We start from the raw sequence: 11650 nt of genomic DNA, 5'->3' as shown, positions 1-11650 counted from the left end.
CTCTAACGTAAGTATTAACTTGGTAAGAGTTGATCAAGAAGTATCTGAAAAGGAAACTCCATAAACTCACCCTTTTGAGCCTCTTATCCAACTTTTGACTTCATCAATTTTTTGGTATTCAATTGCATTCCTCTCTGCATTTGCGTCATTGGTAATGCTACTGAGTTTCAATTTTTGTTTAACTACTAACTAACTAAGGACGGACATGGCAAACAGTATTCGTAAGGGATTGGAAAGGATGATAATTGCACCCAAGTTTTGGGCGTTTTTGTTCATGATTATCCTAATCCAACCAGTATTTGTAATCATAGATGACGTCCATACTTACTATAGCAACGTTAATAACCCTCAATCCTGTTGCGGCTATGTAGATCCAGTATGGGTTAAGCGACCTTATACACACTTAAAGGTTGACTGGACTGAACCGAAGTGGAAAAAAAACCATGTGGGAAGTGAAGAGTGGTTAGTGAGCGACGGCCAAGTAGATGGCAGAACACATTTTTGGACTGTCTGGGAACGTAAGCAAGTATCCAAACCAACGGAAAGCCAAAAGTTAATTGAAGGATAGTTAATGATTTCTGGAACATTGTTCATTTCAACGTTGCTGTGCTTTGGGGCGTTCATGGCTTTCTTAAGCTATGAACGAAACTTCACGCATGTATACAAACTATTACCAGGCAATGATTGAGAATCTAAAGAAGTTTGCTCCGAATTTAGACCAAATGATCTGTGCTGCAGCAGAAGACAGAATGGTAACGTCAGCAGAGCACAGGCCAATATTTGAATGGTTAATTCAGAATCAAGGATATTTTTCTGTTTACACGCCAGAATCTGAACACATCATCAATGCGCGGGAGCGGTTTTTTGATATGACAGTTGAGCTTTGCAAGTATGACAATTCTTAGAGCCATCGGAGGGCGAATTCGGGTGTTTGTTGATAAGCGATTGGTGCTTAGCAATAAGGCTCAAAATTGTGCGACTTTAGCCCAGTTAACGAACCAATCGTTTGATGAACTTTATGATCAAACAGACTGATTGTATGCAACATCTAAAACCTAAAGGGAAACTAGAAATATTCATTGTGATCCTCGGTTGCAGTGGTATTTTTCTTAGCATCCTCCTTCCTTTGTGGGGAAAAGAATTAATCAGCGCATTAAGCGGGCTGGTGGGAAGTGGAGTTCTTCTAGCCTTTGTGGGCCGAAAACTTTGGTTAGAATTAAGGAATTGATAGTCCAAAAATGAATACAACAGACAAATTATTAGAATACATAGCTTCCACTCAATCTGTCTTAAAAGAACACCTAAAACCAGTCTCATGCTATCCCGCTAGTTCTGATTGGGTAGGGGTTGCATCCAAGTTCCTTCAAGAGAAGCAGTGCTTCTCAAACTCTCTCAACTTGAGCTCTATTGATGGAAGCGATTATGTACTTGGCTATGTTTATATGTCGGACATTGGTATATCAATTGAACACGCTTGGAACCGGGATCAGAATGGTTACTTCGATCTAACGGCTCAACTATTTTGGCAATTAGATACTCCAGTTGAGTATGTTGAATTAATTCGCTTCCCGTCGCACAAGGCTCAAGATGTATTTCAGAAATGCAAAGGGGTTGACCATATGGCCCTGCGCATGTCTGTTGATTACCAATACCTGTTCGTCAATCACAAACGTTCACCTCTCTTCAGCTGAACCGCAAACCTCAGACCTCGACCTAACATAACCTAGCGTACATTTGTGCTGATTAATACGACATGATTCCTAGCTTGGTTGATGTCGAATCAAGGTGGTCGGCAGAACTCACTAGGCCCTAAAAGGTATTAATCTGATCACCCTGCATCCCAAGCAAACCGAGACTTTTGAGTTGATATACTGAACACAATTCAACCCAACAGCCCCGGTTTATCAAATGACAGAAATAGTAGAGCGCAAATTGCTCGACCAACTATGCACATTACGAAACTCACTGATTGAAACAAACATTCAATCAGTGAAACTACACAAACAGGCTGCAAAGACTGCTCGAGAAATTAATTATCTGGTACCTACTTCGAATCGTGGCTACATTGATGATTTCACGGTAGTGATGATCGACATTTCTAACAATCTTGGTGAGAAGTCAACTAGCCGCATTCGCGTAAAAGAGAGCACGTTAGAATTTAAGCCAGATGACGATATAGAAAGCGCTATTGTAAAAAGTGTAGATGGAGGCTTATGGCGCCTTATCTTCAATCGACTAGGTTTCTACAAGTCTATGTCGAAGAACCAGAAATCTTCATTCGATGCTCAGTGCAAGGCTAACCCACAACCATTCACGCTAGACAATGTAAACACGACTCTTCAATCGTTATATGAGAACCGTGACGCTGATTTGCTAGAGGCTCTGTATGACACGTTTGGCGCGCTATCATCTACTTACGTCTCAAATAACAAACGCATGTTTGGTAAAAAGGTCATAATCAAAGATTCGTTTTGTGAGTACGGATTGAATTTTAAACTATCGACCCACGGCCAATTAGAAACATTGTTCACTGTAGTTTGGCGATGGATCTTGGTCAATCAATGGCACTTCGACAAAAATGGTGTAACGGAAAACTCTATCTGGTCAGAACTAAAATCACAGATTGAAGATATCGGACAAGATTATCACCAAATTAATTCAGTCGAGCTCAAGTGTGGTATAGCGCTCAATTTTTGGAAAAATAAGAATGTACACGTTCTGTTCCCTGAATCTATGGTGGATTTGCTAAATGATCAGCTTGCAAAAAATCAGTACCTAAGCGCTGTATAAAAAGATGACTATTGTAGGTTTAGTCGCCAAACAAAAATCATACACAAACTACCGTTTTCATGCCGAATCATACTTTCCTATCTTCATTCTGGGAAGGCTATCAAATAGTAAAGTCTCACCAGACAGCATCACTTATTACCCTGACTCTTCCATTAATACGAGGCCATTGTTCTACTATTACAACCACCTTCAAAAACACTGATCCGCAGTACAATAAAAGTATAAAATCAATATCCTCGATTACAATGGATTCAAGTTGTACAATTTTAGGAGAATGTATCATGACAACAACGATCGAACTGGTTCGGAAATGGCAAATCCAAGAAGTGCCTAAAGTGGACTTGCTTGCACTTTCAGAATGTTCAGATGCGTTAACAGTAACACCAAATGAGATTGCAGGTGAGTTTTGGGTATTTGTTCAAACAAGTAATCCTCACACACAGCTTCAAAAGTTGATACCTGAGAGTACGAGCTTAGTAATGCAATTGAAGCAGGGTGAAGATCTAGTGGCGATGATCCAACTAAGGCCTGCTGAATTCAAAGAACTGGGTAAGGGGTAGAGGATGAGATTATTCAGCAATGGTGAACTTGTCGCGGTTTTTGTTGGTTCAGCGATAGTTGCCTGCTTGAACGCCGGCACAGAGTCTATACCAGAACTACTTTTTGGCATTCTTATGGGGGTGGTTCTCGCTCATGTGTTAAAGGCAGGCTACAACACGTTAAAAAGTTCAGAGTCAAAAAGTGAATAGAAATCATGATTTGTGTGATTCTGATTTACCAAATCACATCTCTATGTTGGATCACTTCTGTTGGTGGTCCAACGCATCCTTGTGAATACAACTCTGATCGCTAAGTTATCCAACTAAAAAACTCGAGCATCCTGATAAGATCAACTCTTAAACATAGTCGTTGATAAAGAGAGTGATATGGTTAGCTATTCAACACAAAACCCTTTAAATCAAGAAGCCTCTGTAAACCATGCTACATTTCATGTTTGTGGTTTTAAGCGCGCTACGGTACGAATGACAGTCGGCAACTTTGACATGGGATTCGCTACGCTTGCTTACTCAGGCAAAATGACCGACGTCATCAAAGAATATTCTGCTGATCGTATTTGCCTTGCGCTTCATTACGTCAAAGGTTGGACTAATACTCGAATCCAAGCCGAGTTAGATCAGCGACTACAGCAACATCAGGTGCTAAATAGTCCATCAAAATTTAAACTAGGCTCGTCTTCTAGAACGGAGCTGATGTACGACGTAGGTAAAGTAAGGCACTGTCTCAAAGAATACGAAGAAGAACTTTTAAAGCCGAACCCTGATAAGGTTTTGCTCCAATCGTTGCTAGAAATGATGACCAAACCAATCAATTGCACACTACAGGAACTTAAGGACTAGATTTTATGGGTAAATTGAAGTGCGATTTGTGTCGTTCTGATGTGGCTATTGGGAAATACTATACGCCCGGTGGGGAAGATTCCGTTCAAGGTTGGTGGAATGTCTGTAAGTTTGATGCATCGATGGTTTCTAAACAAGGTTATGCTGTCCAGCTTTTCAAAACCAAGAAGCCCAATTTCACAAGTGCTCAACTGATTTGTGATCACCAATGGGAAAAGCACTCAATGGTACTTTGTGAGGGGAAGGGTGGTGAATCAGATTTTGATTGGATGAAATGCACTCAATGCGGCTGTTTCGGCAAGCGGCCAATACTCAAAGGGTGCGTTATTGACTTACAGCCTGTACGACCACTTTCAAACTATTAGAGATAGATTATGAAATTTACCGTCCTAATAAGACTTTTAAAGTCACTCAATACGCAGATAGAACTACAGAAGTTGAGTTGTTTTAGTGATTGGTGACGCTGCTAAGTAGGTCTGCGGATTAAGCTTGGAATACCCGTAATAAAGAAACAGATTCGAACCTAACCAAAATGAAATCTGCTCCATACTTTCGCCCCTGATTTATTTAATAATGTAGATTGGGATTTATACATTTAAGCCACAGAATTAACCTTATGAAAAAGATATGCCTTACAGCACTTCTAAGCGCTTTAGTCCTTACTGGCTGCGGTAATGAACTCAAGTCCGTAACTGCTAATGACAAATATGTAGTACCTATAGCTGCAATGCTTGAAGCTCAATTCGTTGAAGGCCAACGAATTCAGATCACAAGGTTAGGGAACATGAACCCTCAAAACTGCTACGCCAACTATGAAGGTGAGAAGAGCGAGGTCACAAACCGATTACTGTTGAATGTTATTTCTATTGAATGTGGCAATTTGTCTGCTGATTTTACCGGGCAAGGAGTTGGATCTGATGGTTTAAATGGCTTGAGACTGAATCCACAGAGAGAGGTGCATGGATCGGATAATAAATTCTTCATCCTAGTAACTAATACGCTGAACCTTGATGGCCTAACAATCGACTATTACGAAATTGAGGATTAACTCAGAGGGTCATTACATTTGAAATGTGGTTCTCAATTGAGATCAATTGAAATAGCTCGTTTCAGCGAGTTCAGTGAGAGCCTTAAGGATCTGTTTATTGGTTGCCCCAGTGCCCTCTAGGTGAGTGACTAATCTCTTGTAAAGCTCTTTCGGTCTTATCTCTAAACCGGCGCGTATGACGCGAAACACTTCAGCTTTGACCTCAATATCGGATATCGATGGGTTTGTCTTTTCAGTTTTACTCATCTTCTAACGATCCTCCTTCATGACTTAATGCTTACCATGTCTTGTGCGTCTTTTAATTCTGTAGGCAAAAGCAACTGAAATGTAGGTAAAAATTAGGCTCGCAATTAACGTCGATAGGTCACCAAGGTCACGATGGAACATCAAGTTCAATATTACGTGGCAACCAATCAGAACTTGGAAAATTGAGATGCAGTCTAGAACAGTTTAAAACTAAGGTTCAAAACGAGAGTTATCATCTTGATTGAATGACTGTTTCTGATATATTGAACCCTCAAGGATGTTTTGGTTTAACAGGCCTTAAACACCTTTGAAATATGTTAGAAAGGGTCGTGGTTACAGGAAGCTACGACCCTTTTTACTTCCCTGCCTGCCCCTATCTTTAACGCTGGCCCTATTCGGCTGTAAAGATGCCCAACTTCCAACAGAAGAAATAGATTCATCAATGGTGATGGAACAACCTCTCTTGCATCAAAATGTAAATCAAGAGAAATCCCCAAATTTAGATGAATTAATCGAGAACAAAAAGCAGCATTTAAATAAAGCAATGGAAGTTGCTGTGATCTACTCGGATATCGCCACTGAAAAAACATCAGAACCAGACAACCTCAATGAAGAGGATTCAATTCGATTAGAGGCGGTAAGAGCTCTATATACAGCGAATCGAAAAATGATAGATCTCTCGACAGATTTCGCTAAACGATATGCAGAAGGCGAGTTTGGCACAACTGATCCCAAGTCAATGGATGATGCCTTCGAAGCCTACTTGAAGCGTGAACATAATACGTCTAGTAGAGAAATGCAGGGTGCGCTAGAAGTAGCACAAGTTAACGTAGATCGTGTTTTTGGGTTACCAACACAGAAATCTCCAGAGACCAAATAGCCATAAGCTTTTCTTTTTATCAACAAAGTGTGCTATTGATAAATTCATAACTAAGCGCGCTAACTTGGCTATGTATGGTGGTAGCAGTTGAAATGCAGGCTAGCCACAACGCAATGTTGAACCAATACCTTAATATTGCTTAGATAAACCTGTGTACAGTCAATCCTGAATATTGTCACACAGGTTTTTTTACGCCTGTTGATAAGCACAGGCCTCTTGCATATACATGCTCCGCTACTGTTAGTGAAATCTGATCGCCAAATATCGAGTTTATGGGTTTTTGCAGGTTATATCACCATGAGTTCTATCATGATCACCCTGCGTTACAAACTCGCTCGCTTTTCACGTTGATACAATGACACAACAAGATAAAAGGAGCACTCATTGATGACATCGGCACGCACAACACAACTATCCTACAGCTTGGCTGAACCAACAAAACCTACCGATGCTTTTCATAGCGTTTTAATGCAAGCCCAAAGCAATAGTGATTTCTGGTCTTCAAAGACTACCAAGAAGCAATCGCTACAACTTGGCCAAGTTTTTACTCCATACGCGATGGCAGCTCAATTATCGTCACTACTACCGGAGAGTTCGATCCCAACTGATTTTTGTACGCTAGCCGACCCAGGTTGTGGTACCGGCATCCTGAGTGTTGCAATGGCGTCTAAGGTAGCTTCATCAGAAAAAACGCCTGAGATGCTTATCAGAGGCTTTGAGAAAGATGAACGACTAAAAGATAGTTGGGCGCAAGTTTGGGATATGTTTGAGAAGCGTTGTGAACAGTCAGTTGATGTAGAATTGCATAATGACTTTACAGCCGATGCCGAAAAGCTTCTTAAAACGGGGCAAATCTCAGGTATTACAAAGCCGAGAATCATACAGACTAACCCGCCATATAAAAAACTCGACAAAAATAGCGCTCTTAGCAAAGTTATGACCGCGAACGGGATACCGGTGCCAAACCTCTATGCGGTCTTTATTGCTTTATCTGCGTCATGGTTAGAAGAGGGTGGGGAGCTGCTTGCAATCATCCCTAGATCGTTCGCTTCCGGTGATTACTTCAAAAAGTTTAGAGCATGGCTGAATAGTCGAATGAGTGTAGAGCATGTGGTGCTCTATCGATCGCGTAGTAATTTTAAGAACGTACTCCAAGAGACAATACTCATCCGCTTGAAGAAGACTCCAAAGCAAAATATGAACGTGAGACTGACGGTAATGGATACACCGACTTCAACTCCGGAATTCGATCTTGTTATGCCAGCTGAAAGCATTATTACTAACGATGGCTGGTGGATGCCTCGTTCAGAGCAAGATATAAAACTTGTGAACAAAAACCGTAACCGTAAAGACTCACTCGAATCACTTGGAGTAAGCATGAGTACGGGAAAGGTGGAAATGCACCGTTTGCGCGGTGAAAGAGTTGCCTCAGTCTTGTATGCCACGGATATGGATAATGAAGGGAATGTTACTTGGGGCGAGAATCGCAAACCACGAGAAGTTAATGTTGTGGAACGCCAAGTTTTATCTCTGCCGGAAGATGGCTGTTACGTAGCGCTCAAGAGAATAGCATCAAATGATGAAAAGAAATCAGATTCAAACAAGCCCACACAACGTTTATTTCCGGTGTTATTAACGAGATCTACTACAGGCTTAAAAGAGTTAGCGATTGAAAACCACGTTCAATACCTGCACTCTAACAATCAACCTTTAAGCCTTGAACTTGGCCGTAAATTGGTCGAAGCACTGAGTAGCAATGAGCATAATGCCGTTATTCGCTCAATAGGCGGTACGACGCAAGTCAATCGTTCGGACCTCAATCAGTTAAGGTTCTAAATAAGGTAAAAAATAGATGAAAAAACGTATAACGATGTTGTTTGTGATTGCCTGTCTAAGTGGGCTTGCGCGAGCGGATAGTGAAACTATGGAAGGTTGCACGCTAGGTGATACAGTCTACCCAGAAGGGCGGTAATCTCTATATTTAATAATGCTTTTGATTTGCCAGATGCAAAATCAGGAGGTATGCCCGTTGATATTGTTTGTGCAGTAGCAGTGAACGACATTACATTTAACAAAATCGATGAGCAAAAAAAGTAATGACTCATGGTTAAGCAATACATATGGAACAGGTAAAACCCACTAACAATGAATCAAGTTAAGCGGTGATCTGTATAAGGGTATCAACTACTAACCAAGGAAAGGAAGATGAAAGAAGGAACTGTGAAGTGGTTTAACAATGCTAAAGGGTTTGGTTTCATCAACCCAGACGACCAAGCCACATTGGATGTATTTGCTCACTTTACCGAGATACAGGCGGAGGGTTTTCGCGGCCTCAAACACGGGCAGAGAGTAACCTTTGAAATGGTCAAAAGTACAAATGGCTTTCATGCCCACAAAATTAGCATAGTTTAAACCTTAAGTGATTAATGAAAGCCTTGTTTATGCTTGGCTTGGAAATCCGGTAAATAGAGCATGATTGACCGATAAAAAACACCGCCAATGCGGTGTTTGTATGTGTGCCTTACTTAGTTAGCAAGTATTCAATTAAGGCAACATATTCGCCTATTGATTTCACGCCACCAGCGTTGGCAAGGTACTTACCATTAACAACAACACTCGGAACGCCAGTTAATTTGGTAGCATAAAAGTCTTTGTCAAATAGGTTGGCTTTCTTAAGTGTTTCAGAACTCGAGAATACAGTCTCAAATTCATTTTCGGAAACACCATGAGATACGAATAGTTGGCTTAGCTGGTGGACATTTTTAGGAGCTTGGCGTTTGTTGTGAATAGTTTCAAACAACGAAGCAACGATTTTATCTTCCACGCCTAGCTCTTTAGCCGTTACGTATGCTTTTGATAGTTCAATTGCCATATTACCGCCCATGAACGACACTGGCTTTTTAACAAGAGTTACATCTTGAGGTAGTCTTTGTTTTAATTGAGCGATAATAGGTTCAAATGAATAGCAGTGGCCGCAATAGAAAGAAAAATACTCAGTTACGACCTTCTGGTTCGTCTTGGGCATTCCTAAATCTTTGTAATGCTGACCTTGGTCAAAGGCAAATCCATCTGAAGATTGAGCGTGAGCAGATACAGATAATAAAAGTGATGTGACAAAAGCGAATAGCTTCTTCATTTAGTTGAGCTCCGTTAGATTTTGAGGCCTGGCCTCTGATTATTATGAGTAAAATGACGCGCCAAAAGCGCAGCAATGATCGCAGACAAAACGAGTCGATTCATCTTTTGCCTTGAGGTTCAGATATTTAGTGCGGTATAGGGCACTGAAATGAATAAGTATCATAATCCGTTTTCATTAAACAATCGACAGTTTCGCATCTACAAAAGGCTCTACAAATTGTAACGATTAACCAACGAGGTAAGATAACATTGAGAGGCTTATGTCTAATCGACAGATCATACCGTGAACATACGACTACATAACTATTTCCAACTTGAGATGTCAATCTCTGATCACCAAGAGTAACAAGTAAAAAAAACACATGAAACAGTGTTTAATTTTTATTCAAACCTACAAAAATGGAACTATCAATGAAGCGTACTGTATTAGCAGCTGCGGGGGCTGTGATTGCCTGCGGGACAGTAAAGGCAGAACCCCAACTAAACAGTAACTACGATATATGCACTTGCCAAACGTGAGGAACAAATACGGCTTCAATTCGACACTGAACTTGGTCCCTTCATTCAATGGTTCTCCTCATAGTGTTTGGGAGGGATATTATGCGTCTACATTCTGCAAAAATTACATTCAGTCTATCTTGGTAAATAACAAGGGTATTTACGTTGGTGTTAATACAAGTAACTAGAAAGTACCTAATTTTGATGAAGCGCATGTCGGCCTCCTGTGAGAGAGTAATAGTAGTTTGTTACCAAGTAATAAAGATTCATACTGAGTATTAAAGTATCATACTAAAATGGCAGCGATCGCAGTCGATACGCTGCACAGTCGATACGCTGCCATTTCTAAATCGAAAATGCCCCTGAATGAGTTAACTCAGATAGATAACACACTTTATGACAACTGAATTTGACTAACTTTTCCTTATACAAGTAAAGTGACTAGAAGATAAATCGCTCAACACTTTTAACCAAGATTGATCTCAGTAGAATTAGGAGTTCAACATCGATACCTTACTTAGTAGATCCGCTGAATATGAAACCTATGTTGCTACTATTTTGCGAGAGCCATTATATGACGACACCAAAAGAATCCATGTTAGCCACATATTGTGCAGCGTTTCACTGGAGCACGCAGAGAGTCTCAAGATATTAATCGCAAATAGAAACTGTACTTCCGCACTCGGATTATTAAGGCTACAGTTTGAAAGCTTTGTTCGGGGTGTCTGGGTTATGTATGCAGCAAACGATAATGCAATAACTAAGCTGACGGCAGAGTTGAATGAATCAAACCAGAGGAGGGCAAACAACTTACCAATGTTAAGTGAGATGATAAGCCAACTTGAGAAACACGCTCCTAAAAATGCCGTAGACCCAATTCTCGAATTCAAGGAATACTCGTGGAAGCCACTTAGTTCTTATGTGCATGGTGGATTACATGCTATCGAAAGACATAGTAAAGGCTACCCGTCGCCTTTGTTAGAGCAAGTCCTCAAAAACTCAAATGGTGTCAATGGATTGGTTGCAGTTTTCGCCTCTATTTTAACTGGGCAGTCGCAGTTAACTAAAGAAGTTTATGAGTCATTCAAAGTCTATTCAGACTGTTTCCAAGCGAGGGTTCCATTCGAATAATCAACTCGTATTCTCCCCATATCTGCTTAGATCTTTTATTCATAACATTCGTAGTCATTCCTATTTGACCAAATTTATCTGATGTTTCACTATGTGTTTAAAGTTTTGACTGGATGGGGAAAATGGAGTTGAGCGATCCGAACGATGTATTGTGCTTATTCAAGAACTTGATGATGAAGATTGTTGAGGAAACTAAAAAACCTACAAGAAGTTTTGACTTAAACGAGCGCGACTATAAGCGGAATATGGGACAAATTGCTCAGTAAATTTTCTTATCATGCGGTAGTTCTTCAGCAATCCGAAAAAAAATGTTAGATGTTGTCGCAAAAGATTTAGACGATTTTATGGTTAAGCTTTACTTAGTTGCATAGGTATCCCATCAGCTACTAAATTCTCAGTAGCTCTTGAATTTTCCATATTTAAAGTTATTCATTAGTCGCTAAATTAGTAAGGCGCCTAATCACTTCTGTCCAGAAACGTGTTTGAATGGGGCCGATCAATCTGTGGATGCCCAAGACAACC

15 protein-coding genes are annotated in these 11650 nt (G+C 40.5%); 13 read left to right on the top strand and 2 right to left on the bottom strand.

What is annotated here, in order from left to right; translation table 11 throughout:
* Nucleotides 1-205 precede the first annotated feature (205 nt).
* From AB6D58_RS00075 to AB6D58_RS00035, 9 genes are all read left to right on the top strand, one after another.
* A complete protein-coding gene (locus tag AB6D58_RS00075; RefSeq protein WP_372155908.1) occupies nt 206-568 on the top strand; it encodes a hypothetical protein in 363 nt (120 codons plus the stop codon).
* 70 nt (nt 569-638) lie between these two features.
* Nucleotides 639-905 carry a hypothetical protein gene (locus tag AB6D58_RS00070; protein WP_372155906.1) on the top strand — a complete coding sequence of 89 codons (267 nt, stop codon included), beginning with the start codon at nt 639-641 and terminating at the stop codon, nt 903-905.
* Nucleotides 906-1238: 333 nt separating this feature from the next.
* Nucleotides 1239-1691 carry a hypothetical protein gene (locus tag AB6D58_RS00065; RefSeq protein WP_372155904.1) on the top strand — a complete coding sequence of 151 codons (453 nt, stop codon included), beginning with the start codon at nt 1239-1241 and terminating at the stop codon, nt 1689-1691.
* 217 nt (nt 1692-1908) lie between these two features.
* Nucleotides 1909-2790 carry a DUF4942 domain-containing protein gene (locus AB6D58_RS00060; protein WP_372155902.1) on the top strand — a complete coding sequence of 294 codons (882 nt, stop codon included), beginning with the start codon at nt 1909-1911 and terminating at the stop codon, nt 2788-2790.
* Between the two features lie 281 nt (nt 2791-3071).
* A complete protein-coding gene (locus AB6D58_RS00055; protein ID WP_372155901.1) occupies nt 3072-3350 on the top strand; it encodes a hypothetical protein in 279 nt (92 codons plus the stop codon).
* A gap of 3 nt (nt 3351-3353) precedes the next feature.
* Nucleotides 3354-3539 (top strand): hypothetical protein, encoded by a 186-nt coding sequence (locus AB6D58_RS00050; RefSeq protein ID WP_372155899.1) that lies wholly within the window; start codon nt 3354-3356, stop codon nt 3537-3539.
* A 177-nt stretch (nt 3540-3716) separates the two neighbouring features.
* The gene (locus AB6D58_RS00045) at nt 3717-4187 is read left to right on the top strand and encodes a hypothetical protein (RefSeq protein ID WP_372155897.1); all 471 of its coding nucleotides are present in this window, start codon (nt 3717-3719) and stop codon (nt 4185-4187) included.
* Between the two features lie 5 nt (nt 4188-4192).
* Nucleotides 4193-4552: a hypothetical protein gene (locus tag AB6D58_RS00040; RefSeq protein ID WP_372155895.1), complete on the top strand. Its 360-nt coding sequence runs from the start codon at nt 4193-4195 to the stop codon at nt 4550-4552.
* A 251-nt stretch (nt 4553-4803) separates the two neighbouring features.
* Entirely contained in the window at nt 4804-5235 is a 432-nt protein-coding gene (locus AB6D58_RS00035) for a hypothetical protein (RefSeq protein WP_372155893.1), read from the top strand.
* Between the two features lie 42 nt (nt 5236-5277).
* Here the strand turns inward: AB6D58_RS00035 and AB6D58_RS00030 are convergent, their stop codons facing one another.
* Nucleotides 5278-5481, bottom strand: a complete 204-nt coding sequence (locus tag AB6D58_RS00030; protein WP_372155892.1) for a hypothetical protein — start codon at nt 5479-5481, stop codon at nt 5278-5280.
* Between the two features lie 463 nt (nt 5482-5944).
* Between AB6D58_RS00030 and AB6D58_RS00025 the strand changes: the two genes are divergently transcribed.
* From AB6D58_RS00025 to AB6D58_RS00015, 3 genes are all read left to right on the top strand, one after another.
* Nucleotides 5945-6361 carry a hypothetical protein gene (locus tag AB6D58_RS00025; protein ID WP_372155891.1) on the top strand — a complete coding sequence of 139 codons (417 nt, stop codon included), beginning with the start codon at nt 5945-5947 and terminating at the stop codon, nt 6359-6361.
* A gap of 387 nt (nt 6362-6748) precedes the next feature.
* Nucleotides 6749-8197, top strand: coding sequence for an Eco57I restriction-modification methylase domain-containing protein (locus AB6D58_RS00020; protein WP_372155890.1), 1449 nt, complete (start codon nt 6749-6751; stop codon nt 8195-8197).
* Nucleotides 8198-8566: 369 nt separating this feature from the next.
* Nucleotides 8567-8773 carry a cold shock domain-containing protein gene (locus AB6D58_RS00015; protein WP_372155889.1) on the top strand — a complete coding sequence of 69 codons (207 nt, stop codon included), beginning with the start codon at nt 8567-8569 and terminating at the stop codon, nt 8771-8773.
* A gap of 109 nt (nt 8774-8882) precedes the next feature.
* Here the strand turns inward: AB6D58_RS00015 and AB6D58_RS00010 are convergent, their stop codons facing one another.
* Nucleotides 8883-9497: a thiol:disulfide interchange protein DsbA/DsbL gene (locus tag AB6D58_RS00010; RefSeq protein ID WP_372155888.1), complete on the bottom strand. Its 615-nt coding sequence runs from the start codon at nt 9495-9497 to the stop codon at nt 8883-8885.
* A 1058-nt stretch (nt 9498-10555) separates the two neighbouring features.
* On the opposite strand from AB6D58_RS00010, the gene AB6D58_RS00005 reads away from it, so the two are divergent.
* Complete coding sequence (locus tag AB6D58_RS00005; protein ID WP_372155887.1) at nt 10556-11128, top strand: DUF6988 family protein; 573 nt, start codon at nt 10556-10558, stop codon at nt 11126-11128.
* Nucleotides 11129-11650 lie beyond the last annotated feature (522 nt).

It is taken from the genome of Vibrio sp. 10N.239.312.D08 (assembly GCF_041466145.1).
Classification (GTDB): Bacteria; Pseudomonadota; Gammaproteobacteria; order Enterobacterales; family Vibrionaceae; genus Vibrio; species Vibrio crassostreae_C.
This window is presented reverse-complemented; position numbering and strand designations above follow the sequence as displayed.